Source organism: Streptomyces sp. P6-2-1 (assembly GCF_050613165.1).
GTDB lineage: Bacteria > Actinomycetota > Actinomycetes > Streptomycetales > Streptomycetaceae > Streptomyces.
Genome location: NZ_CP192513.1, coordinates 3,517,808 through 3,542,329, shown reverse-complemented (window position 1 = coordinate 3,542,329; position 24,522 = coordinate 3,517,808). Strand labels below are relative to the sequence as shown.

The window sequence follows — 24,522 nt, the reverse complement described above, 5'->3', positions numbered from 1 at the left end:
GGGCTCCTCGGCTCCCGGCGCGGGACTCGCCGGCGCGGGGCGGTGCGCGTCACGTCGTCCGTGCCGCTCGCCGCCCCGCGGGGTCCTACTTGCTGTTCTTCTCGACCGCGTGGCCGCCGAACTGATTGCGCAGCGCGGCGATCATCTTCATCTGCGGCGAGTCCTCCTGGCGCGAGGCGAAGCGCGCGAAGAGCGAGGCCGTGATGGCGGGCAGCGGCACGGCCTTGTCGATCGCGGCCTCGACCGTCCAGCGGCCCTCGCCCGAGTCGGCCGCGTAGCCGCGCAGCTGCTCCAGGTGCTCGTCCTCGTCGAGCGCGTTGACCGCGAGGTCGAGGAGCCAGGAGCGGATGACGGTCCCCTCCTGCCAGGAGCGGAAGATCTCCCGTACGTCGGTGACCGAGTCGGCCGCCTCCAGGAGCTCCCAGCCCTCGGCGTACGCCTGCATCATGGCGTACTCGATGCCGTTGTGGACCATCTTCGCGAAGTGGCCCGCGCCGACCTTCCCCGCGTGCACGGAGCCGAAGTCGCCCTCGGGCTTGAGGGCGTCGAAGACCGGCTGCACCTTGGCGACGTTCTCCTCGGTGCCGCCGTACATCAGCGCGTAGCCGTTCTTGAGGCCCCAGACCCCGCCGGAGACGCCGCAGTCGACGAAGCCGATGTCCTTGAGACCCAGCTCGACCGCGTGCTTCTCGTCGTCGGTCCAGCGGGAGTTCCCGCCGTCGACGACGACGTCGCCCGGCTCCAGGAGCGCGGCGAGTTCGTCGACCGTGGACTGGGTCGCGGCACCGGCCGGAACCATGACCCAGACGACGCGCGGGCCCTTGAGGCGGCTCACCAGCTCCTCAAGGCTGGCGACATCCGACACCTCCGGGTTCCGGTCGTATCCGATGACGGTGTGGCCGGCGCGGCGGATGCGCTCGCGCATGTTGCCGCCCATCTTGCCGAGGCCGACGAGACCGAGCTCCATCACTGTTCCTTAAGTAGCGTGCTGGCTTTCGTACCGGTGTCCGAGCCTACTGCCGGGGGGCCGCGCACACCTGTGGGCTCAGCCGCTCAGCCGTACCGGCATGATCAGGTACTTGTAGGCGTCATCGGCCTCGGCGTCGACGGCGGGCCGACCACTCAGCAGGGCGGGCTTCGTCGAGGTCGTGAAGGAGAGCTGCGCGACCGGGGAGTCGATGGCGCTGAGCCCGTCGAGCAGGAAGGTCGGGTTGAAGGCGATCGAGATGTCATCGCCTTCGAGCTGGGCGTCGACGCGCTCCACAGCCTGTGCGTCGTCGCTGGAGCCGGCCTCCAGGATCAGCACGCCCTGCTCGAAGCTCAGCCGCACCGGGGTGTTCCGCTCGGCGACGAGGGCGACGCGCTTGACGGCCTCGACGAAGGGGGCGGTCTCGATGACGGCGACCGAGTTGAACTCGGTGGGGAAGAGCGTGCGGTACTTCGGAAGGTCGCCCTCCAGGAGCCGCGTGGTGGTGCGGCGGCCCGCGCCCTCGAAGCCGATGAGGCCCTCGCCCGAGCCGGAGCCGGAGAGCGCGATCGTCACGTTGTCGCCGTTGGTGAGCGACTTGGCGGTGTCGAGGAGCGTCTTCGCCGGTACGAGCGCGACGGCCGAGATCTCGGCATCCTCGGGCTTCCACAGGAACTCGCGGACCGCGAAGCGGTAGCGGTCGGTGGAGGCGAGGGTGACGGTGTCGCCCTCGATCTCGATGCGCACACCGGTGAGGACGGGCAGCGTGTCGTCGCGGCCCGCGGCGATGGCGACCTGCTGGGCGGCGGAGGCGAAGACCTCACCGGGCACGGTGCCGGTCGCGGAGGGCATCTGCGGCAGGGCCGGGTACTCCTCGACGGGGAGTGTGTGCAGCGTGAAGCGGGACGATCCACAGCTGACCGTCGCCCGTACACCGTCTGTGGAAATCTCCACGGGCCTGTTCGGCAGGGCGCGGCAGATGTCGGCGAGGAGCCGCCCGGAGACGAGGACGGTGCCCTCCTCCTCGGTCTCCGCCTCGACGGAGACGCGCGCCGAGACCTCGTAGTCGAAGCCGGAGAGGCTCAGCGTCCCTTCCTCCGCCTTCAGCAGCAGGCCCGCCAGGACCGGAGCCGGCGGGCGAGCCGGGAGGCTGCGTGCCGCCCACGCCACTGCCTCCGCGAGTACGTCGCGTTCCACCCGGATCTTCACCTGAGCCCGCCTCCTGCGTGATTCCTGCTCGTCTGCCGCCGCTCGCCCGCTTCTCGCGGCAGCTGCGCTGTCTGGTGCCCGCTCCCCTCAGGGCCGGGACCGTGTCGCCCCGGCGTGGGAAGCGAGGTGTCCCTCGGCCCTCGGCGGGGAAGGACGTCGGTGTCCAGTCTGACGCACCGCACTGACAGCTGGTGCCCTTGGTCGTCAAATCGGCCTCCGGGCTCTTCGGGGCCCTCGAAGCGAGTTGTGCACAGGCCCCGCTTCGAAACGAATTCCCAGCTCTCTCTAGTCGTTAGTAGTAGTAGGGCCTGTGGATACCGTGGATAACCTCGTTTTCGCAGCTCAGGACCGGTTTTTTATCCCCAGGCCCTGGGGACTGAGCCTGGGGAGAACCGGGGGTAACTGTGGACAGCCGAAAGTTGTGCACAGGCCGTCCACAAGACAGGCCGACTTGTCCCCAGCTGCGTCCCCAGATTCGCGACCGTTTCCCACAGGGGCCCTGTCAGCTTCGGTGTGACGCCTTTCACTCGCGCCAGTGAGAGCGCGTGTTTTGTTGCCGAACAGTGGACAGCCCTGTGGAGAACCTGTGCACAACCACCCCTTGCCTGTGGGCAGCCTGCCGAACCCGGTGGACAAGCCCTCCGGGCGCCCTGTGGACAAAAAGTTCTCCACAGCCTGTGGATAACGGTTATCCACTAATCCCCAGCCACCTGACCAGCCAGGACCGTTCCCGCACAGCCTCCCCTGTGGACAGGATCTGGACAACTCCGCTGTCCCCACCATGTGGAGGAAAGAAAGTCGCCGAATCTGTGGACAACACCCGTAACCCCCTGGGGAATCGAACAGTGACGGGGCGGCAGGGGGGTGGGAGGAGTGACGGGGCGGCAGGGGGAGGCGGGGGCTGGGGATGCGGTGGCGGGGGCTTGGAAGGGATCGGGAGGGATCGGAGGGGATCGGGAGGGACTTGGAGGGGACGGAGTCTCTGGGTACCGGGGTAACGGGGGGCGGGGGCGCGGCGGGGGTGTGATGGGGGGACGGGGCGGGCGAGTAGCGGGGTAAGGGGGCCCAGGGGGAGCGGAGTTGCCGGGGCGGCGCAGGTGTTGCTGCGGCGGGGTGCTTCCGGGCCCATCGCAGCCGGTGGGGTGGCTTCGACGGGGAGTCAGTCGGTGGGACGTGGGGGCTGCTGGGACGTGCGGGGGGAGGGGAGGGGAGGGGAGAGAGACGGCGGCGCTGGGGGGCCGTCAGGGGGGGGCTGGTGCGGGGCGGTGCCGGGTGACTACGGGGCTGTCCGGCTGCGCGCCGCCGGACGCCAGCGGCGGCCGTATGGGGTCGTGGTCGGTCGAGGGGAGGCGAACACCTCGGTGATGCAGGCCTGTTCGCTGCTGGGGGTGCTGGGGGTGCTGGGGGTGCTGGGGGTGCGGGGGGTGCTGGGGGTGCTGGGGGTGCTGGGGGTGCGACCCCCTCGACCGTGCCCCCGGCATGGCCGCGCGCGGGACGAGACGTGCCGTCAGCTGCGGCGGTTCTCGGAGGCCCAGTGGTTTCGTATGGCTTCGTACGAGGCTTGTCCTCGTCGCCTGGGGGAGGTCGGGCCGGGGCGCGTGAACGGAGCGGGGGTGCCTGAGGAGAGCGGTGTCGCATACGGGGGCGCGTGCGTTCGGTGCGGTGATGCGTGCGCTTCTGTGCGGGGGTCCGGTGCGGTGATGCGTGCGCTTCTGTGCGGGGGTCCGGTGCGGTGATGCGTGCGCTTCTGCGTGGCGGTTCGCGCGGCGACGCGTGGCGTGGTGTTCCGTACGGCGACGCACGGCACTTTTTGCCCAGCGGCGCCGGCCACCCGTTTCGGACGGCACAGGCCACCGTCTGGCCGGCGGCGCAGGCAACCCGCTGTCGCGCGGGCGCGGGCGGCGCGGCGCAGGCCGCCTGTTGTCGAGTCGTGTCCCCACCGCGCAGCGGACAGCCCCCACCCGCCCTGGGGGGCTCCCCTGCATCCAGTATTTCGCGGATCGCAACCGGTTCCCCACCACTCCGCCCAATCTGTGGATAACCAGGCCCGAATAAAAAATGCCGTCACCCTTTCCGGTGACGGCATTTCAGCAGGCGGTGCTACGCACCGCGAACCCCCTACGGCTACTCACAGCGCGGCGGCACGAGCGCGGCCTCGGGCGAGAATCATGCCGGGCCGCGCCCCGGACTGATCATCGAATCGCACCGCCCCACACGTCGCACAGATCCGCGCCCCGCACGCCCCCGACCAGCGCCCCCGGATCGCGCACGTGACCGAACCACCCCGCCCCCCACTAAGAGACGGCTCTCCCCGCTGGGAGCTGCCTGGAGACGCCCCGGGGAGACGGGAGCCGCCCCCCCGGGAGACGCCCCCCGGGAGCCGACCCTCCCCGCCCCAACCAACCGCCAGCTAACCGTTCTTGATCCGGTTCGTCAGCTCCGTGACCTGGTTGTAGATCGAGCGTCGTTCCGCCATGAGCGCGCGGATCTTTCGGTCGGCGTGCATGACGGTCGTGTGGTCGCGGCCGCCGAACTGCGCGCCGATCTTCGGCAGCGAGAGATCGGTCAGTTCGCGGCACAGATACATCGCGATCTGCCGTGCCGTGACCAGAACCCGGCTGCGGGAGGAGCCGCAGAGGTCCTCGACGGTCTGCCCGAAGTAGTCGGCGGTCGCGGACATGATCGCGGATGCCGTGATCTCGGGCGAGGCGTCCTCGCCGCCCGGGATGAGGTCCTTGAGCACGATCTCGGTGAGGCCGAGATCAACGGGCTGCCTGTTCAGCGAGGCGAAGGCGGTCACCCGGATGAGCGCGCCCTCCAGCTCGCGGATGTTCCGCGAGATGCGCGAGGCGATGAACTCCAGCACCTCGGGCGGGGCGTTGAGCTGCTCCTGGACCGCCTTCTTGCGAAGGATCGCGATCCGGGTCTCCAGCTCCGGTGGCTGGACATCCGTGATCAGTCCCCACTCGAAACGGTTCCTGAGCCGGTCCTCAAGCGTCACCAACTGCTTCGGCGGACGATCGGAGGAGAGGACGATCTGCTTGTTCGCGTTGTGCAGCGTGTTGAAGGTGTGGAAGAACTCCTCCTGCGTCGACTCCTTGTCCGCGAGGAACTGGATGTCGTCGACCAGCAGAATGTCCATCTCGCGGTACCGCTTGCGGAAACTGTCGCCCTTGCCGTCGCGGATGGAGTTGATGAACTCGTTGGTGAATTCCTCCGAACTCACGTACCGCACCCGCGTCCCCGGATAGAGGCTGCGCGCGTAGTGACCGATCGCGTGCAACAGGTGCGTCTTGCCGAGACCGGATTCGCCGTAGATGAAGAGCGGGTTGTATGCCTTCGCCGGTGCCTCGGCGACCGCGACCGCGGCCGCGTGCGCGAAACGGTTCGACGCACCGATCACGAAGGTGTCGAAGAGGTACTTGGGGTTCAGCCGCGCCGTCGGCTCACCCGGTCCCGTGGCGGGCGCGGGCTGCGCGGCGAGTGGCCCGGGAGCCCCGCTCGGCGCCAGCGAAGGGCTGCCCTGCGCGGGCAGCGGCACCCCGCCGGGACCGCGCTGCCTTCCGGGCCCCGGCCGCGTCGGCTCCTCGCCGCGCTCCCGCTGCTCACCGGCGCCGTGCTCCTCGTACCCGCGCACCTCCTCGCGCGGCCGCTGCTCCTCGTAGCCACGCCCGTACCCACCCCGAGCGCCCTGCTTCTCATACGTGCCGCGCTGCTGCTCGTACGGGGAAGCCGGGCGCTCCTGCTCGTACCGCTCGCCGGATTCGTACCGGTCTCCGGACTCGTACCGCTCGCCCGACTCGTACCGGTCACCCGTGTCGAAGCGCTCGGCGCGGTCCGCGCGGTCGCCGCGCTCCGGCTGCTCGTACCGCTGCTCGTCCCGGCCCTCGCGTCCGTCGCGCCCCTCGCGTCCGTCCTGCTTCTCGTACGGGGAGCGCTCGGCCGGTGCCTGCCGGTAGTCGCCGCGGCCGCCCTGGCCGTACGCGTCGGACTCGGTGTAGCCGAGCCGCTGCTGCTGCCAGCCGTAGTCCTCGTGCACGCGCGGCCAGGACCCCGGCGCCTGGTACTCGTGGTAGACGGGGCGGACGTGCGCGCCGCGCTCGATCGGCGGCTCGTACAGGGTCTGGGCCTCGATCTCGTAGCGGCCCTGCTCGTCGTACCGCGGCTGTGCCGGTTCCTCGAAACGCGGCCGCGGTACCTGGACGGGCTCTTCGTAGCGAGGCGCCGCGGGCGCGTCGCCCATCGACTCGTCGACCGTGATCGCGATACGGATCGGACGCCCGCACTCGCGGCTGAGCGTCTCGCTCACGACCGGGGCGAGCCGGCCCTCCAGGACCGTCTTGGCGAACTCGTTCGGCACCGCGAGCAGCGCCGTGTCGGCGACGAGCGCGAGAGGCTGGCAGCGCCGTACCCAGTGCTCGTCCTTGCCCTCGACGCCCGGAGCCCTGCTGTCGGGGCCTTCACCGAGCAACTGGTCCACCACGCGCGGCCACACTGCGGCAAGATCGGCGGGTACATCAGCCACAGGGCACGCTCTCTCACACGGTTCCGGCGCACTCCGTGGAGTGGTTCCGGGGCGGGTTCACACAGGTCGGATCGGGGTGGATCAGTGGCTGGGGCTCGGCCGCGGCATCCGGAGAGGCTTTCCGGGCGGCGGCGCGGCACAAGGCACGGGGATTCCAGTCCAGCCACGGTAGTCATCGGGGCCTGTACGGTTCAAGTTGTTGTCCACAGCCTGTGCACAGTGTCGCGCACCCGACCTGGTTTGACCGGAAGAGGCCCGCCCGCGTACCGTGCACAGGTCGAGTTGTCGATGGCTGCTGCCGCCTGCCTCCGATGGGCATGGATCGCAACCGAACTTCACGATTCCGATGAGTCGCGGTCCGGGTGATCAATACAAAGCGGTGCACTCGGTGCGTTGAACGAGCTACTCGTGGGCGCACGGTGACAGCCAGGGCGACGCCCGCCACCTATCGATCTTTTCTGGAGCCCCCGAGTGAGCAAGCGCACCTTCCAGCCGAACAACCGTCGTCGCGCCAAGACCCACGGCTTCCGGCTGCGGATGCGTACCCGTGCCGGCCGCGCGATTCTCGCGTCCCGCCGCAGCAAGGGTCGCGCCCGTCTGTCCGCCTGATCCTGTACAGGTCATGACGCCGTGCTGCCTTCTGATAACAGGCTGAGGCGGCGCGAGGACTTCTCGACCGCAGTACGCCGAGGACGCCGCGCGGGTCGCCCGCTGCTGGTCGTCCATCTCAAAAGCGGTTCCACGGACCCGCACGCCACCGGGGAGAACACTCCCCCGGTGCGTGCGGGTTTCGTCGTGAGCAAGGCGGTCGGCAAGGCCGTGGTGCGCACCTCGGTGAAGCGGAAGCTTCGTCACCTCGTACGGGACCGCCTTTCGCTCTTTCCCCCCGGTAGCCTGGTGGTCGTACGCGCGTTGCCCGGGGCGGGCGACGCCGATCACGCCCAACTGGCCCGAGACCTCGACGCCGCCCTGAAGCGGCTGCTGGGAGGGGGCACCCGATGAAGTACCCACTGCTCGCGCTGATCAAGCTCTACCAGTGGACCATCAGCCCCTTGCTCGGGCCGGTGTGCAAGTACTACCCGTCGTGCTCCCACTACGGCTTCACGGCCATCGACCGCCACGGAGCGATCAAAGGGACGGCGTTGACCGCCTGGCGCATCCTGCGCTGCAATCCCTGGTCGCACGGTGGGGTCGATCACGTACCACCGCGCAAGCGCCCCCGATGGCACGAGGCGCTGCGTGCTGCCTGGCGGTCGCGGTCCCAGGGACCCGCCGCCACGCCTGTGTCTCCCGAGGGCGGTACGCCCCCCGAGGGTGGTGCCCCGGCCGGGGTCAGTGCCCCGGACTCATCCAGCCCGGTCGCCGAGACCCCGTCCCCCGCTCAAGGAGCCTGATTAGTGGACACGATTGCCAGTTGGTTCAGTTTCATCACGACACCCGTCTCCTGGGTGATCGTGCAGTTCCACACGCTCTACGGATGGATCTTCGGCCCTGACACCGGCTGGGCCTGGGGCCTGTCCATCGTGTCCCTCGTGATCATCATCCGGATCTGCCTGATCCCGCTCTTCGTGAAGCAGATCAAGGCGACCCGAGCGATGCAAACGCTGCAACCCGAGATGAAGCGCATCCAGGAGCGCTACAAGAGCGACAAGCAGCGCCAGAGCGAAGAGATGATGAAGCTGTACAAGGAGTCGGGTACCAACCCGCTCGCTTCGTGCCTTCCCATCCTCGTTCAGTCGCCCTTCTTCTTCGCGCTGTACCACGTGCTCGACGGCATCGCGTCGAACAAGAAGATCGGCGTCATCAACGACACGCTGCTGGAGTCGGCGCAGCACGCGCACATCTTCGGCGCCCCGCTCGCCGCGAAGTTCCTGCACGGTGACCCGCTCGGTGACGCCTCCCTCACCACGGTGCGCATCATCACCGCCTGCATGATCGTCCTGATGTCGGCCTCGCAGTTCTTCACGCAGCGCCAGCTGATGACGAAGAACGTCGACACCTCGGTGAAGACGCCGTTCATGCAGCAGCAGAAGATGCTCATGTACGTCTTCCCGCTGATGTTCGCGGTCTTCGGCATCAACTTCCCTGTCGGTGTCCTCCTCTACTGGCTGACCACCAACGTGTGGACGATGGGCCAGCAGATGTATGTCATCCGCCAGAACCCGACGCCCGGTTCCAAGGCCCAGGCCGCTTACCTGGAGCGCCAGCTCAAGCACCTCACCCACACCGGCAAGGTCCGCACCAAGCGCGACCGCACCGCGATCAAGGCGATCGTCGCGAAGGGCCGGGAGCGCAACGAGGCCGAGCGGAAGTTCATCAACGGGCTGAGCAAGGCGGGCTTCGCCGCCCAGACCGACGGCAACATCGAGAAGGGCGAGAGCGCGGTCGCGACCCTTGAGGGCGACGAGACCACCGGGGGTGGCACGCCGCGCCGTCAGCAGCCGAAGCGGCAGTCGAAGTCGCAGCGGCAGTCCGGTGCGGCAGGCTCCGGCACCGCCGCGAGCGGCGGCTCGGCATCCGGTACGGGTGCGGACTCCTCCGACACGGGCAAGGGCGCCGCAGCGGGCGGCTCCGGCACGAGCGGGGGCAAGCGGCAGGGCGGTGCCGCCAAGGGTGGCAACCAGCCCGCGCGGAAGAAGAGCGCGGGCAAGAACACGGGTGGCGGCTCCACCGCCGCGAAGCCCGCGGGGGGCGGCAAATCCGGTGCGTCCGGGTCCGGCTCCCAGGCCAAGCAGGGTCAGCGCAAGGGCGGCCAGCAGCGGCCCAAGCACCCGTCCTCCAAGAAGTAAGAAGGAGTCCAGCCCGTGACGGAAGGCACTACCTCCGCCGCTCCCGAGGAGTCCATCGACGGTGGCGACTCGCTCAGCCGCCTGGAGCAGGAAGGCGAGATCGCTGCGGACTACCTCGAAGGTCTGCTCGACATCGCCGACCTCGATGGTGACATCGACATGGACGTCGAGGCCGATCGTGCCGCGGTCTCCATCGTCAGCGACAACGGCCGTGACCTCCAGAAGCTCGTCGGCCGTGACGGCGAGGTCCTGGAAGCACTCCAGGAGCTGACCCGGCTCGCCGTGCACCGGGAGACCGGTGACCGCAGTCGGCTGATGCTGGACATCGCGGGCTACCGGGCGAAGAAGCGCCAGGAGCTGAGCGAGCTGGGCGCCGAGGCCGCCGCCGACGCGAAGAGCAGCGGTGAGCCGGTCCGGCTGCGGCCCATGACGCCCTTCGAGCGCAAGGTCGTGCACGACGCGGTCAAGGCGGCGGGGTTGCGCAGCGAGTCCGAAGGCGAGGAGCCGGAGCGGTTCGTCGTCGTCCTGCCTGCCTGAGTCGGCGGGCACGGCCGTATCCGGTACGTCCGTACCGGTCGCGCCCCCGAGGGGCCGGGCACCCCGGTCCCGGGCCGCCCCGGCCCCGCAGTTCCCGTGTCCGGCCCCGTCTGACCACAGGCGGGGCCGGTCTGCGTCGGGTGTCCCCGGCGTCCCAGTCCCTCTTCTTCCTTTTCCCTTTTCACGAAGCTGTTCCAGGAACGAGCCCCCGGCCACCGCGGCCGGGCGCGAGAGCGCGGTACGGAAGGACGGTCCCCGTGACGGAGGCAGCACAGCTCCCCCCGGCCCCGGAGGTAGCCAGGCAGGTCTTCGGCGAGAGCTTCGCCGACGCGGTCCGGTACGCGGAACTCCTCGCCGACGCGGGGGTACGCCGAGGGCTCATCGGCCCACGCGAGGTGCCCAGGCTCTGGGAGCGCCATCTCCTCAACTGCGCGGTGCTCTCGGAAGTCGTCCCCGAAGGGGTCACCGTCTGCGATGTGGGCTCGGGCGCCGGGCTTCCGGGCATCCCCCTCGCTCTGGTCCGCAAGGACCTCAAGATCACCCTTCTCGAGCCGCTTTTGCGGCGCACCAACTTCCTCACCGAGGTCGTGGAACTCCTCGGCCTCGACCACGTGACAGTTGTCCGCGGCCGGGCCGAGGAAGTGCTCGGCACTCTCCAGCCCGTCCACGTCGTGACCGCCCGTGCCGTGGCCCCCCTGGACCGGCTCGCCGGCTGGGGTGTTCCGCTCCTGAGGCCGTACGGGGAGATGCTGGCGCTCAAGGGCGATACCGCTGAGGAAGAGGTGCGCAACGCGGGCGCCGCACTGAGCAAGCTCGGCGCCGTACGCACATCTGTGGTGCACGTCGGCGAGGGTCTGGTGGACCCGCTCTCGACCGTTGTCCGTGTCGAGGTGGGAGAGAGCCCCGGCGGGGTGCGCTTCGCGGCGAAGCGGGCGAAGGCGGCGAGGACGGGAAGGACGACCCGGCGGCGACGCTGAGCGGCCATCTCCGAAGACGGAGGGCGGTCTCCGAGGAGGAGCTTTCCTCGCGAGGGTGCTCACTTCAGCGAAGGGCGGGGCGATGTTTCACGTGAAACATCGCCCCGCCCTTCGCGTCGGGTGGTGGGGGACAAGCGGGGTGCCCTCTGCACTCGCCCGTTCCGGCTCTCCGCTTGGGCCGACCGGTGGGGAGTACGCCCGGCGGGGTGTAGGCGGCGCGGGGAGGGCCTTGGTGACGGAGTGTCTGCCTCGCGCCGGGCGGGGGGCTCGGCATCGTGTTTCACGTGAAACATCGCTCGTTGCTTCAGGGCATCATCAGCCGGGGCCGCTCGGCAGCCGAACCGCGCGAACGCAGGCCCCTGGGGAAAACTTCGGGGAAGTCTGCACAGCGCTCACTCGGAAGAGTGGCGGGATTTTCGGAAAGGGCGAGTCTATCCACAGAAGACAGGACCTCACTGGTTGCAGGGCCTCCCGGCATGGGAGGCTCTGTTCAACGCGAGCCTGAAGTCGAGGAGGGTGAATCCTTGCGGTCCGATGCCCCTATCGCAGGACCGATGACCGAACCGGTCCCCGGTCCCCGTACCGAAGCAGAGGGCGATGTTTCACGTGAAACATTGCCGTCCGCTCAGAACATCCCGGCCGTTCCTGGTGGCCAACGCGCCGCCGCGGAGGCCCTCGGACGTAGCGCCGAGGGAATGCCCCGTCCGGAACAGACCCGGATCATGATCGTGGCGAACCAGAAGGGCGGGGTGGGGAAGACCACCACCACCGTCAACCTCGCCGCATCCCTCGCCCTGCTCGGCTCGCGTGTTCTTGTGATCGACCTCGATCCACAGGGGAACGCCTCGACCGCCCTGGGGATCGACCACCACGCCGAAGTCCCGTCCATCTACGACGTGCTGGTGGAGAGCAAGCCGCTCTCCGATGTGGTGCAGCCCGTACGTGATGTCGAAGGTCTCTTCTGCGCCCCCGCCACCATCGATCTCGCCGGCGCGGAGATCGAACTCGTCTCGCTGGTGGCTCGGGAGAGCCGCCTCCAGCGGGCGATCCAGTCATACGAGCAGCCGTTGGACTACGTGCTCATCGACTGCCCACCCAGCCTCGGCCTGCTCACCGTGAACGCACTGGTGGCCGGAGCCGAGGTACTCATCCCGATTCAGTGCGAGTACTACGCCCTGGAGGGCCTTGGGCAGTTGCTGCGCAACGTCGAGTTGGTGCGAGGGCATCTCAACCCCTCGCTCCACGTCTCGACGATCCTGCTGACGATGTACGACGGCAGGACGCGCCTCGCCTCACAGGTGGCCGATGAGGTACGCAGCCACTTCGGAGCGGAGGTACTACGGACGAGCATTCCTCGCTCGGTCCGCATCTCCGAAGCTCCCAGCTACGGCCAGACCGTACTGACGTATGACCCGGGTTCCAGTGGTGCCCTCTCCTACTTCGAAGCGGCTCGCGAGATCGCGCTTCGGGGAGCGGGCGTCTTCGAGGTCCCGGAGTCCGCCCCTGGCACGGGCGCAGAGACCGAACAACACAGCATGGTGGAGGGGACACAATGACAACACAGCGCAGGGGGCTCGGGCGTGGGCTTCAGGCCCTCATCCCGACGGCGGCGTCGGCGGAGAAGGCGGCCGCCGCTACGGCCACACGGCCGGACGGCCCGCGTGTACCGGCGGCCGGCGGCCCCGTACTGGGTGAGCGAGGTGTGGCAGCGGCCAAGCTGACGACACCCGTCGAGAGCGATGTTTCACGTGAAACATCGGAGAGGGAGCAGCGCGGCGGTCTGCCTCCGGCGCCGGAAGGGGCCTTCTTCGCCGAGCTTCCGCTCGACCAGATCATCCCGAACCGCGATCAGCCGCGAGCGATCTTCGATGAGGACGCCCTGCGCGAACTCATCGACTCGATCAAGGAAGTGGGGCTGCTTCAGCCCGTCGTCGTGCGCCAGCTCGACGAGAAGCAGTTCGAGCTCATCATGGGTGAGCGACGTATGCGGGCCAGTAAGGAGGCCGGCCTCACGACGATTCCTGCGATCGTCCGGGCCACGGAGGACGACCGGCTGTTGCTGGACGCGTTGCTGGAGAACCTGCACCGCTCCCAGCTCACGCCGCTCGAAGAGGCGCACGCCTATGAGCAGTTGCTCAAGGACTTCAACTGCACCCACGAGGAACTGGCCAAGCGGGTAGGCCGTTCGCGGCCGCAGGTGACAAATACGCTGCGCCTGTTGAAGCTCTCGCCTTCCGTGCAGAAGAAGGTGGACGCGGGAGTGCTCTCCGCCGGTCACGCGCGGGAGTTGCTGTCGGTGGAGGACTCGGCCGAGCAGGACAAGCTCGCCGAGCGGATCATCAGGGAAGGGCTCTCCGTCCGCGCAGTGGAGGAGATCACCCACCTCATGCGCTCGCATCCCGGCCCGGCAAAGAACGCGCCGAAGCCGCGGGCGGGCTCGGTGGTCTCGCCGGCACTCAGTGAGCTGGCCGGTCGGCTCTCGGACCGTTTCGAGACACGCGTGAAGGTGGACCTGGGTCAGAAGAAGGGGAAGATCGTCGTTGAGTTCGCCTCAGTGGACGACCTTCAGCGCATCCTCTCCCAGCTTGCCCCGGGCGAGGGTTCGGTCTTCTCTCCGCAGCCCGAGGCACAGGACGAGAAGAGCGAGAAGAACGAGGACGAAGGCTGATCCATCCCGGTCGGGGCCGATGTTTCACGTGAAACATCGGCCCCGACGTGTGCGGTGGGCCGGAAGTGGTGCTCTTTGCTCGCTCGCGGTGTCGACCCGGTGGTGTCGTGGATACGATGCGACCGGGTCCGGCGTTTCGGGCATCGGTGAGCACCCCCGCGACGGAGGGCGGTTGACCGGAGCGGTGGCCCAAGGAAGTGAGGAACTGCCTTCATGGGGCGTCGCCTGGTACCTCTCACCCTGGACAACCTCGCCGATCTGCCGACCCCGTGCCGGGAGTGCGTCTTCTGGGAACTCGACTCGGTACGAGGCGGGGAGGCTGTGGCACAGGGGATCGCCGCGCAGGAGAAGGAGTCCTGGCTCTCCAGCGTCCTCCTGGAGTGGGGCTCCTGCGGCCGCCTCGTCTATGTGGACGACGTCCCGGCGGGCTTCGTGCTCTACGCGCCTCCCGCTTACGTGCCCCGGTCCACGGCCTTCCCGACAAGCCCGGTCGGCCCGGACGCCGTCCAGCTCATGACCGCGCGCATCCACCCCGCCTACCAGGGACAGGGACTGGGACGCGTACTCGTGCAGACAGTCGCGAAGGATCTGCTGCGCCGCAACTTCAAGGCGGTGGAGGCGTTCGGGGATACGCAGGCTGCTTCCGCCACGTGTCTCCTGCCCGCAGAGCACTTGCTGGCGGTGGGCTTCAAGACCGTACGAGCGCACCCGACGCGGCCGCGGCTGCGCCTGGAGCTTCGCTCCACGGTCTCCTGGAAGGAAGACGTGGAACACGCGCTCGACCGGCTCCTCGGCGCGGTGCAGAAAGAGCCGACCCTGCGGCCGCTCTGAAGCCTCGATGCTGCGCGAGCCCCGTTGTTTCACGTGAAACAGCGGGGCCCATGTTTCACGTGAAACATGGGCCCCGCTGTGGACTATCCCCGCGCGCGGGCGCGCCGCGTGGGACTCAGGCAGTCGGCGTCACGAAGGCGTCCAGGTCGCGCAGGATCGCGGCCTTCGGCTTCGCACCGACGATCGTCTTCACGACCTCCCCGCCCTGGTAGACGTTGAGGGTCGGGATGGACATGACGCCGTACTTGGTCGCCGTCTCCTGGTTGGTGTCGATGTCGAGCTTCACGACCTCGATCTGCTCGCCGTACTCCTTGGCGATGGCCTCCAGGGACGGGGCGATCTGGCGGCAGGGACCGCACCACTCGGCCCAGAAGTCGACGAGAACGGGCTTGTCGCTCTTGAGCACGACCTCTTCGAAGTCGGCGTCGGTGACGCTCTTCAGATTGCCAGCCACAGTGGGCTCCTTCGTTCCAGCGGGGGGTGGGGTGGAGGGGTACCGGTTCAGACGGCTGCCGTCTGCTCCGGAGCCGGGGTCTTCTCGGGCTCGGCGGTCTGCTCCGAGTCCGAGAGGGCGGCGAGGTATCGCTCGGCGTCGAGGGCCGCGGAGCAGCCCGTGCCGGCAGCGGTGATCGCCTGCCGGTAGGTGTGGTCCACGACATCGCCCGCGCCGAAGACACCGGCCTGGTTGGTGTGGGTCGAGGGGGCCTGAACCTTCAGGTAGCCCTCGTCGTCGAGGTCGAGCTGACCACGGAAGAGATCGGTCCGCGGGTCGTGCCCGATCGCGATGAAGAGCCCGGTGACGCCGAGTTCGCTCTGCTCGCCGGTCTTGAGGTTGCGCAGGGTCAGGTGGGAGAGCTTCTGATCGCCGTGGATCTCTGCCACCTCGCTGTCCCAGACGAAGGAGATCTTCGGGTCGGCGAAGGCGCGCTCCTGCATCGCCTTCGAGGCGCGCAGGGTGTCCCGGCGGTGGACGATGGTGACGGACTTGGCGAAGCGCGAGAGGAAGGTCGCCTCCTCCATCGCGGTGTCGCCGCCGCCGATAACGGCGATGTCCTGGTCCTTGAAGAAGAAGCCATCGCACGTCGCGCACCAGGAGACACCGCGCCCGGACAGCTCGTCCTCGTGCGGCAGACCGAGCTTGCGGTGCTGCGAGCCGGTCGTGACGATGACGGCCTTGGCACGGTGCACGGTGCCCGTCGTGTCGGTCACGGTCTTGATCTCGCCCGTGAGGTCGACGGAGACGATGTCGTCCGGGATCAGCTCAGCACCGAAGCGCTCCGCCTGGGCCCGCATGTTGTCCATCAGCTCCGGACCCAGGATGCCTTCCTGGAAACCGGGGAAGTTCTCCACCTCGGTCGTGTTCATCAGCGCACCGCCAGCCGTGACCGCACCCTCGAAGACCAGCGGCTTGAGCGACGCGCGCGCGGTGTACAGGGCGGCCGTGTAACCGGCGGGGCCCGAGCCAATGATGATCACGTTTCGCACGTCACTCACGGCTTGATTCCTCGTCTCTGCCGACTGCGTCCACTACGGAGGGAAGGGCTCTCGGTGCCTTCATCCCACCCAACCGATCCTAAGGGCCGGGCATTCCCGCTCGGCCCACGCCGCCCCTCGGTACCGACGAAGGGGGCGCGGGCAGGGACTCAGCGCGGGTACGACGAGGTGAGAAGCACCTCGCCCTTCATCGCGGTGCGCAGGGTGGCGCATGCGGCATCCACGATGTACGCGGTGACCTGTGCGGCGTCGTGGGGGTGGGGGAGCACGACGAGGTACGCCTCCTGGCCCCGGTACGTCCCCTTCTCCACGCCGAGGGCTGTCTCCTCGCGTCCTATCCCCCACGTCACACATGGCGGCACCACGGGGGTGTCCGCACGCAGAGGCGTCTCGATGCCCGTCTCGCCCTGCGGCTGCCGAGTGCTCGCGGGGACGGTGCTCGCGCTCTTCGGAGAGTTCGGCGAGGTGCTCGCGCTGTCCTGGAGCAGCGCACTCACCTCCGATTTCAGCGGGCTGCCGGAAAAGACCAGGGACTGCTGCCTTTGCTGGGCGGAAGGCGCCTGCTCCTCTTCGCCGGGGCCGAGGGAGGAAAGCAGCAGCGATCCGGCTCCCAGGGCGAGCACCGTGGCCGTGCCGCCCCAGAACAAGCGACGCCTCGACCTCCCCCGCGTGCTGCTCCGCCCAGGGCCGGATGGAGCGGGGCGAGAGGGCGTGGGCCGGGTACGCCGCGATGTTTCACGTGAAACATGAGTGTCGAGCGGGGGCGCCGTACGTGATGTTTCACGTGAAACATCAGACGTGGCCTCGGCGTCTGCCTCAGTGGATGTTTCACGTGGAACATCCACCTCCTCCGCCACCGCGCGAAGCGCCGCGTCGATGCGCACGCTCACGTCCACGGGCAGGGGCGGCGGTGGAGGAAGGGCGCCGAGCAGCGTACGGATCTCCGCCAGCGAGGAGTACACCTCGGCGCAGTCGGGGCACCGCGTGAGGTGGCCCCGCAGCGCGGTGCTCTGCCCCGGCGGCAGAAGGTCCTCGGCGAGGTCGGCGAGTTCCTCCGGAGCGGGGTGTTCGGTCGGTTCCGCTCGCGTGGTCATGCTTGCCCACCTCCGTCCTGTGCCGTCGTGTGGTCCTGGGGATCTGCTTGCGGTGGGACGGGAGTGCCCGCTTCCTGGTTCCCCTCGCGGGGCTCCTTTCGAGCCGGCGGGGGAACGGATCTCGGGGTGGCCGTTCCGTTCGGCCTCTTGTGCCGTGCCGGGGGCGCTCCCTGCTCCGCGGACCCTGCCCGGAGATGCGCGAGCAGCGGGAGGAGACGGGCGCGGCCGCGGGCGCACCGGCTCTTGACCGTTCCTGGCGCCACATCGAGGATGCGGGCGGCCTCGGCGACGGGATAGCCCTGCATGTCGACGAGGACGAGGGCGGCGCGCTGTTCGGCCGGGAGAGTACGCAGGGCGGCGAGGAGTTCGCGGTGCAGATCGGCCCGTTCGGCCGGGGCCTCGGCGGATTCCTCGGGGCGGAGCAGGTGCTCCAGGCGGACGGTGTCCTCGACGGGCGAGGTGTGGCGGGCCTCCGCCTTGCGGGCGCGGTCGAGGCAGGCGTTGACGGTGATGCGGTGGAGCCACGTGGTCACCGCGGAGCGGCCGCCGAAGGTGTGGGCGGCGCGGTAGGCGGAGACGAAGGCGTCCTGTACGGCGTCGGCGGCGTCCTCGCGGTTGCCGAGGGTGCGCAGGGCGACGGCCCAGAGCCGTTCGCGGTGGCGCCGCACGAGCTCGCCGAAGGCTTCGTGCTCGCCCGCGACGTGCCGGGCGAGCAGGTCATGGTCGCTGAGTTCGCCGTACCGGCCTTCGTCCACGCTGCCCTCCCCCGGCGGACGCCGCCTCGAACCTAGCCCATGAACGTCACATCGGTAATGGCCTGCTTGTACCCGGCACCGCTGTAGCCGTCCTTGGCCGCGTACGGCATGGCCGTGATCCACATGACGACGTAGCGGGTCTTCACGGGCTTCTTGGCCTTGATCGCGAGCTTGGAGCCGGTAGTGGTGTCCTTCGCGATCTCCTTCATCCCGGAGAGCGGGGCGGAGGTGGAGAGCGAATCGGTGGCGTAGAGCGTCACGGTCGTGTGATCGCCCGGGTACAGCATGTCTATCGTCGCCCGGGAGAGGTTCTTCTCGGCTCCGAGGTCGTAGGTGATGCCCACGCCCTTCTTGAACGCCGGGTTCAGGTCCGGGCCGTCCGTGTAGAACTTGGTGCGCCAGTAGGTGTCGCTCTTGCCGTCGTAGGTGAGCCCCACCTGGTCGGTGTGCTGCGGGGTGCCGTCCGGGTAGTACTCGGCCGCGCCCTTGATGGGGAGCAGCTTGGGGGCCGGGGCGGCCTTCTTGCCGGAGCCCTTCTCGATCGCTGAATCGCTCTGCGGCTTCTCGGGCTTCTTGTCGAGGAAGGTGTCCGCGAGCTGCCAGCTGCCGAGGCCGAGAGCGACGATGAGCAGCGCGGAGACGCCCCACTTGAGCGCGCGCCCGGTACGCCCCTGGAGCGGGGGCGGTGGGGCTGCCGGTGCCTGCGGCGGGGTGGGGCCTGCGGGCGGGCGTCCGTACGGGTTCTGCGGGAAGGCGGGTGCCTGGTACTCGGGCGGCGCGGTGTACGCGGGCTCGGGCGGGCGGATGCGGGGCAGCTCGTCGACGGCTGCGGTCAGCTCGGCGGGCGTGGTGCAGGGCGGCTCCTGGCGCGAGGCTGTGGCGCCCTCGTTGGCGAGCGCGCGCACGGCCAGCTCCGACAGGCCCCGGTGGACACCCGCGCGTACCTGGTCCGGCGGGAGCAGCCCGACGCCCTTGGGCAGCCCGGAGAGGCCGTAGGCATCGTCCTCGTACGGCCAGCGTTGGGTGAGCGACGCGTACAGGAGCGCGCCGATGGCCTCGGTGTCGGCGCGGGCGGGGTCCTCGCTCGTGACGCCGCGCAGGGCGGCGTTGACCGCGAGCCCACGAACCCGGTACTGGCCGCTCGCGGTGCGGAGCACGGCGCCAGGGTTGAGCCGGAGGTGGGAGAGACCGGCCCGGTGGGCGGCCGCCATCGCTTGCGAGACGTGGCGGACCATCTCGTACGCCTCGTGCGCCTGGAGGGGCCCGGAGGCGAGCAGCGCGGTCAGCTCGGTGGCGTCGGGGAGCCACTCGTGGACGACGTAGACGAGATCGTTGTCCTCGACGGCGTCCAGGACCTGCACGAAGCGCGGGTCGGTGAGGAGCGCCGTGGAGCGGGCGGCCGCGAGGACCTCGCGGGCGCGGGGGTGATCGGCGGGCAGGAGGTGGACGCCGACGGCACGGCGGAGTTTCTCGTCGACGGCGCGCCAGCTGCTGAAGCCGTCGAGCCGGGTGAGGCACTCCTCCAGGCGGTAGCGTCTGGCCAGCTTGTGGCCGCTGTGCAGCTCGGGGGGCGTGGCGGCGGGCTCCGCCTCGCTCTTCTCTTCCTCGCTGTGCTCTGTGTCCTCGTGGCCGGTGTCCCGCTCGGGGGCACCGGCCTTCGCGTCGGCCGTGGCCTGCTCCGCCTGAGCGGTCTGCGGTTCCTCACCGCTTTCCCGGGCCACGTCGACGGCAGACGTGCTGCGTTCCGCCACCGTCGTCCCTGCCTCCCCATCCGTTGCGCGCCTGTGATGGCGCCGAACCAATTGTGCCCACGGACCGACGTAATGCACGACACGCGGCGAGTGCCGAGGGTTGTGCCCGTTTAGCGGCCGAGCCGTCCGCGCACCATACCGATCATGGAATTGAGCTCTGCGATGCGCATCCTCCGGGCCGCCACGTAGAAGACTCCGAGCAGGGCGATACCGCCCACGACGAGCGATACCAGCGCCCCGCCCGCTCCGTTGCCCAGCGCCTTGAGCAGGACGTAGGCGAGGCCGCCGCCGACGAGGGCTGCCGGGATCGAGGCGCCGATGAGCCGTGCGTAGGTCCGTACGACATGCGCGCCGTCCAGGTCGCCGCCGAGCCGCTTGCGCAGCCGTCGCCAGGCGATCCCGACGCCGACGAGGTAGGCGAGCCCGTAGGAGCCGGCCATCCCGGCGACCGCCCAGCGGGCGGGGAACACGAGGAAGCACAGCCCGGAGGCCGCCGCGTTGGTCACGGCGACGATCACGGTGTTGTAGAAGGGGGTGCGGGTGTCCTCGTACGCGTAGAAACCGCGCAGGACGACGTACTGCACCGAGTACGGGATGAGGCCGAGGCCGAAGGCCATCAGGACGAAGCCGATGCCGCGCGCGCCCTCACTGCCCGAGCCCGCGTAGAGAAGGAGCGTGGTCGGCACGCCGAGAGCGAGGAACGCGAAGGCGCACGGCACGATCGCGACGGCGGAGGTGCGCAGCCCGTAGGAGATGTCCTCGCGGACCGCGGCGGCGTCGCCGTCCGCCGCCGCGCGCGAGATGCGTGGCAGGACGGCGGTCATGACCGAGACCGTGATGATCGCCTGCGGCATCTGCCACAGGAGCAGCGCGTAGTTGTACGCGGTGATGCCGGTGCCGGTGACGCCGTTCTTCTCGGCGGCGTGCCCGGCGGCGGTCGCGAGCTGGGTGACGACGACCATGCCGAGCTGGTTGGCGAGGACGAAGAGGAAGGTCCACTTGGCGAGGCCGATCGCCTTGCCGAGGCCGTGGCCGCGCCAGTCGAAGCGCAGCCGCAGCTTGAAGCCGGCGTCCCGGAGGTACGGGATCATCGCGAGCGCCTGTACGAGGAGGCCGAGCAGCGTGCCGATGCCGAGGAGCCGGACGCCGTCCGGAGTGACGTTCCCCGCGTTCACGCCGGAGGAGGTGTAGCCGCCGAAGACCCAGATGAAGGCGCCGAACGTGGCGATGATGACGATGTTGTTGAGGACCGGGGTCCACATCATGGCGCCGAAGCGGCCGCGCGCGTTGAGGATCTGGCCGAGGACGACGTGGACGCCCATGAAGAACATCGTCGGCAGGCAGTAGCGGGCGAACTCGATCGCCACCGCGCGCTGCGACGGGTCGTTCGCGATCTCCGTCGACATGAGCCGGATGAAGAGGGGGGCGGCCAGGACGCAGACGAGCGTGACGGCGGCCATGAGCGTGACGACGAGGGTGAGCAGCCGGTTGGCGTACGCCTCGCCGCCGTCGTCGTCGTTCTTCATCGCGCGGACGAGCTGCGGGATGAAGACGGCGTTGAGGGCGCCGCCGCCGACGAGGACGTAGATCATCGTCGGCAGGGTGTTGGCGACCTGGTAGGTGTCGTTGAGCGTGCCGACGCCGATCGCTCCGGCGACGACGAGGGTGCGCAGGAAGCCGGTGATGCGGGAGACGATCGTGCCCGCGGCCATGAGCGCGCTGGACTTCAGCAGGCTCGCGGCGCGGTTGGCCTTCGCGGGCGCCGCGGCGGGAGCCTCGGGCTCGGGTTCCGGCGCCGGGGGTGGCGGAGCCGGGGCGCTGGTGCCCTGCTGGTCGCGGTAGAGGTGGGCGAAGGCGTTCTGCTCCTCACCGGGCCGCCCGCCGATGATGCGGTCGACGCCGACGAACTTCGTCGTGCGCGGGTCGTCCCCGTACGGCAGGTGCTGCGAGGGCCCCTCGGGCTCGGGGGCGGGGGTGTGCGCCCACAGCCGGGGGTCGGGGCCCTGGGGAGCGGCGGGCGGGGGGGAGTAGAGCGGGCCGTTCTCCTGGTAGGTGCCGGGAGGCGGCGGGGGGTGTGCCGCGCGGTCGTAGTACGCCTCGGTGACAGGGTCCTGGGCGTAGGGGTTCTGGCCGCGGTAGGGGTCCTGCTGGTAGGCGTCCTGGAGGTAGGCGTCCTGGGCGTGCGGAGGCTGGGCGGCCTGCTGGGGCGGCGGGTACTGCTGGGGGGCGGGCCCCGGGTACGGCTGTGCCGGGCCGGGCTGCGCGGCGGGGCCTTCCGGCCCTGGCGGCTGCTGCCCGTCCGGGGCCGGGCCGCTCGCGCCCTGCCCGCGGTCACCGTCGTACGGCGCGTTCATGGTCTACCCCACCTCATCGTCCCCTGGCCCGGGAGCCACGACATTGCTCAGCGGTCCACTCTCTCACCCGCACCGGAGCGCTCGATGTTTTCGCTTCCGGTGTCGGAGGGCGCCGCGGAGTCCTTCGGAAGGTTCTCCGCGGGGGTCTCCGGGGCGTCCGCGGCAGGGCCCTGCGGCGTGCCCTCGCCCGCGGGGGCGGGGCCGCCGTCCCCGGGTCCCTGCGGGCCGGGGGCGCTCTCGCCGCCTCCGGCGCCGCCTTCGCGGGCGCGGCGCTTGCGCTGGGTGTACATCCGCAGCCCGGCGAGGACGAGGAGCAGGACACCGCCCGCGATGATCAGCATGACGGTCGAGGTGACCTCGGTGGCGTCCACGCTGAACTCGACGGGCTGCCCGTAGGGCCGGTTGTCGTCCGTGACCAGTTGCGCCTTCACCAGTACGGGGCCGTTGGCGTTGATGGTCGTGTCGAACTTCACCGTCTGGCTGTGCCCGGCACCGATCTTGATCGTGCGCTCCTCCCAGGGGCCCTCTCCGATCTTGAGGCGGGTGGGCTTGGTAGAGGTCAGCCGCACTTTGAGGTGCTCCGCGTCCTGGAGCAGGTTGTTCTGGACCGTGACGGGGATGGTGGCGCTGTGCCCCGAGAGCTTCGCGTCCGTCTTCGGGATGAGCCGCACCTGCCGGACGAGGGAGTCGAGGTAGCTGCGTACGTCGGTGCGGTACGTCGCCGCCTCACCGGCCCGGCCACGCCACGACGTGGCGACGGCGCGGTCCATCGCGAGTCCGAACGGGGTGATGACGCGGTCGGGCCTCTGAAGGATCTCCTGGAAGCTGTCGAGCGCCTTCTGGGTGGTGAGCAGTGAGGTGAAGGCGGCGGTGGGAAGCTCTTGCTTGCGCAGCGACTTCGGGTAGGCGGAGCGCGGCGGTACCCGCGTGTTCGCCTGCGGGTCGGCCTTGGCGTCCGCCGTCTTGTCGAGTTCCTGGGAGAGCGACCAGCGGCCGCCCTGGAGGGCGCGCAGCGCGGTGGCCATCGCCTCGGCCTGGTCCGTCGTGGGGGTGCGCTGCGGGGCGATCACGACGGTGCGCTGCTTCTGCTCGTCCTGCCGGGTGAGGGCCAGGCTCTGGGCGAGGAAGCGCTGTACCGCGAGTGTGGCGCTCTGTGGCGACTTCATGGAGCCGTCGAAGGCGGTGGACAGGCGGGTGTCGCTGACGATCGCCGTGGTGCCGCCGCCGATGGGCCGGGCGGCCGAGGGGGTGTACAGGAGGCTGTCGGGCTCGCTCAGGCTGTCGCTGCGCGTGATGACCTTGGTCGCGCCTGCCGAGGTCGCCACATCGACGATCGAGCGGTCGATCGCTCCGTCCACGGGCCAGGCGTAGTCCGTGCTCAGCTTGAGGTCGAAGTCGGTGTCGGGGATCGACAGGGTGAGCCGGCCGACGTCGGTGGCGGTCTTGAGCCGGGCGAGCGTGGTGGGGATCTTGGCGCCGTTGTGCGCGATGGAGGCGAGATCGGGGTCGCCGTAGGGGAGGGCGACGACGGGGCGCCCCTTGAGGGCCTTGCCGAGGGCGTTGAGCCAGTTCGCCGCGGCGTCCCGGTTCTTCTTGGCCCCCGCGACGGTCTTGCCGTCCTTGCCCGCGAGGCGGTAGCCGTTGGCCATGTCGGAGACGGTGTTGATCAGGTCGGGGTCGATCACCCAGGTGACGTCGAGGCTCTTGCCGAGCGAGACCATGCGGTCGAGTCGGCCCCCGGGAAGGATCTCCTTCGCCAGGTCGTCGTTCTCGAAGACGTTGTTCTGGTTGTCGTCGCCACCGCCCACGGTGCGCGCTCCGATGTGGGCGGTCGAGATGAGCGGCCAGAGGGCCGTCGTCCGTGACTGGCGGGCGGTGGGTTCCGGCTGCCAGGGCAGATAGGTGCGCTTGATCCCGAGGACCTGCTCCTGCCAGGGGACGCTGCTGGTGCGGCCGTCGAAGGAGACACCGATCTGGTAGACACCGTCGGCACCGAGCTGGAGGTCCTTGACCGGCACGGAGAGGGTGAAGGACTCCTCCTGCTTCGGCTTCAGCTTGTCGACCTTGTGGTCGTACTTGTCGGCGATCTCGTTGCCGTCGAGTCCCGGGGTGTAGCCGGAGCGGCCGTCGGCGATGTCGATCGCGCTGCGGCTGCTGAGCAACTGCCCGACGCGCAGGGCGACGTGTGCCTCGGTGATGGTCTGCTTGCTGCGGTTGGTGAGAGTCCCGGTCACCGTGACGGTGTCCCCGGCCTCGGGCGCCTCCGGCGTCAGCCCGGTGAGCTGGATGTCGACCGTGCGGGAGCCGGTGGGCTCGGCGGCCGCGGGCAGTCGCGGGGTGTCGGCCTGGGCGGGGGTGAGGTGCGTGAGGAGCCCGAGAAGAGGGACCGCCGCCGTGACGGCCATCACTCGTCGCAGCCGTCGCCGGGCAGGGGAGGGGCAGGGGGTTCGATGGGTAACTGCCGCCTCGGCCACGCGCTCGCCCGTCCTCGTCGTCGTCAGTGGTCGGTGGTTGTCGCTTGATGCGTCCACGCATGGTAACGAGGCGAGCTGGGCCGAAGTGCCGCGGAGT

At 69.6% G+C, this 24,522-nt stretch carries 19 protein-coding genes; 9 read left to right on the top strand and 10 right to left on the bottom strand.

Annotated features, from left to right (window positions below):
• Positions 1-85: 85 nt before the first annotated feature.
• The 3 genes from gnd to dnaA form a co-directional block, all read right to left on the bottom strand.
• The gene (gene gnd, locus ACQYWQ_RS15245) at positions 86-967 is read right to left on the bottom strand and encodes a phosphogluconate dehydrogenase (NAD(+)-dependent, decarboxylating) (RefSeq protein WP_431035186.1); all 882 of its coding nucleotides are present in this window, start codon (positions 965-967) and stop codon (positions 86-88) included.
• Positions 968-1,045: 78 nt separating this feature from the next.
• Positions 1,046-2,176: a DNA polymerase III subunit beta gene (gene dnaN, locus ACQYWQ_RS15240; RefSeq protein ID WP_164283722.1), complete on the bottom strand. Its 1,131-nt coding sequence runs from the start codon at positions 2,174-2,176 to the stop codon at positions 1,046-1,048.
• A 2,410-nt stretch (positions 2,177-4,586) separates the two neighbouring features.
• Entirely contained in the window at positions 4,587-6,701 is a 2,115-nt protein-coding gene (gene dnaA, locus ACQYWQ_RS15235) for a chromosomal replication initiator protein DnaA (RefSeq protein ID WP_431035185.1), read from the bottom strand.
• 471 nt (positions 6,702-7,172) lie between these two features.
• On the opposite strand from dnaA, the gene rpmH reads away from it, so the two are divergent.
• The 9 genes from rpmH (at position 7,173) to ACQYWQ_RS15190 (ending at position 14,503) form a co-directional block, all read left to right on the top strand.
• Positions 7,173-7,310, top strand: coding sequence for a 50S ribosomal protein L34 (gene rpmH, locus ACQYWQ_RS15230; protein ID WP_003956500.1), 138 nt, complete (start codon positions 7,173-7,175; stop codon positions 7,308-7,310).
• 21 nt (positions 7,311-7,331) lie between these two features.
• Positions 7,332-7,703 (top strand): ribonuclease P protein component, encoded by a 372-nt coding sequence (rnpA, locus tag ACQYWQ_RS15225; protein ID WP_431035183.1) that lies wholly within the window; start codon positions 7,332-7,334, stop codon positions 7,701-7,703.
• Positions 7,700-8,095, top strand: coding sequence for a membrane protein insertion efficiency factor YidD (gene yidD, locus ACQYWQ_RS15220; RefSeq protein ID WP_164291866.1), 396 nt, complete (start codon positions 7,700-7,702; stop codon positions 8,093-8,095). The genes rnpA and yidD overlap by 4 nt, the downstream gene beginning before the upstream one ends.
• A gap of 3 nt (positions 8,096-8,098) precedes the next feature.
• Complete coding sequence (gene yidC / locus ACQYWQ_RS15215; RefSeq protein WP_431035182.1) at positions 8,099-9,490, top strand: membrane protein insertase YidC; 1,392 nt, start codon at positions 8,099-8,101, stop codon at positions 9,488-9,490.
• A 15-nt stretch (positions 9,491-9,505) separates the two neighbouring features.
• The gene (locus ACQYWQ_RS15210; RefSeq protein ID WP_431035181.1) at positions 9,506-10,027 is read left to right on the top strand and encodes a protein jag; all 522 of its coding nucleotides are present in this window, start codon (positions 9,506-9,508) and stop codon (positions 10,025-10,027) included.
• Positions 10,028-10,284: 257 nt separating this feature from the next.
• Positions 10,285-11,004, top strand: coding sequence for a 16S rRNA (guanine(527)-N(7))-methyltransferase RsmG (gene rsmG, locus ACQYWQ_RS15205; protein WP_431035180.1), 720 nt, complete (start codon positions 10,285-10,287; stop codon positions 11,002-11,004).
• A 476-nt stretch (positions 11,005-11,480) separates the two neighbouring features.
• Positions 11,481-12,560 (top strand): ParA family protein, encoded by a 1,080-nt coding sequence (locus ACQYWQ_RS15200; RefSeq protein ID WP_431035179.1) that lies wholly within the window; start codon positions 11,481-11,483, stop codon positions 12,558-12,560.
• A complete protein-coding gene (locus tag ACQYWQ_RS15195; protein ID WP_431035177.1) occupies positions 12,557-13,672 on the top strand; it encodes a ParB/RepB/Spo0J family partition protein in 1,116 nt (371 codons plus the stop codon). The genes ACQYWQ_RS15200 and ACQYWQ_RS15195 overlap by 4 nt, the downstream gene beginning before the upstream one ends.
• A 213-nt stretch (positions 13,673-13,885) precedes the next feature.
• Complete coding sequence (locus tag ACQYWQ_RS15190) at positions 13,886-14,503, top strand: GNAT family N-acetyltransferase (RefSeq protein WP_431035175.1); 618 nt, start codon at positions 13,886-13,888, stop codon at positions 14,501-14,503.
• 115 nt (positions 14,504-14,618) lie between these two features.
• On the opposite strand, the gene trxA is transcribed toward ACQYWQ_RS15190, so the two are convergent.
• From trxA to ACQYWQ_RS15155, 7 genes are all read right to left on the bottom strand, one after another.
• Entirely contained in the window at positions 14,619-14,957 is a 339-nt protein-coding gene (gene trxA, locus ACQYWQ_RS15185) for a thioredoxin (protein WP_431035174.1), read from the bottom strand.
• Between the two features lie 47 nt (positions 14,958-15,004).
• Positions 15,005-15,997: a thioredoxin-disulfide reductase gene (gene trxB, locus ACQYWQ_RS15180; RefSeq protein ID WP_009067328.1), complete on the bottom strand. Its 993-nt coding sequence runs from the start codon at positions 15,995-15,997 to the stop codon at positions 15,005-15,007.
• Between the two features lie 149 nt (positions 15,998-16,146).
• On the bottom strand, positions 16,147-16,644 hold the full coding sequence (locus ACQYWQ_RS15175; RefSeq protein ID WP_431035172.1) for a hypothetical protein: 498 nt from the start codon (positions 16,642-16,644) through the stop codon (positions 16,147-16,149).
• A 443-nt stretch (positions 16,645-17,087) separates the two neighbouring features.
• The gene (sigM, locus tag ACQYWQ_RS15170; protein WP_431035171.1) at positions 17,088-17,846 is read right to left on the bottom strand and encodes an RNA polymerase sigma factor SigM; all 759 of its coding nucleotides are present in this window, start codon (positions 17,844-17,846) and stop codon (positions 17,088-17,090) included.
• A gap of 32 nt (positions 17,847-17,878) precedes the next feature.
• Positions 17,879-19,597 carry a protein kinase family protein gene (locus ACQYWQ_RS15165; RefSeq protein ID WP_431035170.1) on the bottom strand — a complete coding sequence of 573 codons (1,719 nt, stop codon included), beginning with the start codon at positions 19,595-19,597 and terminating at the stop codon, positions 17,879-17,881.
• A gap of 110 nt (positions 19,598-19,707) precedes the next feature.
• On the bottom strand, positions 19,708-21,951 hold the full coding sequence (murJ, locus tag ACQYWQ_RS15160; RefSeq protein ID WP_431035168.1) for a murein biosynthesis integral membrane protein MurJ: 2,244 nt from the start codon (positions 21,949-21,951) through the stop codon (positions 19,708-19,710).
• 47 nt (positions 21,952-21,998) lie between these two features.
• Positions 21,999-24,356 (bottom strand): DUF6049 family protein, encoded by a 2,358-nt coding sequence (locus ACQYWQ_RS15155; protein WP_431035167.1) that lies wholly within the window; start codon positions 24,354-24,356, stop codon positions 21,999-22,001.
• Positions 24,357-24,522: the final 166 nt, after the last annotated feature.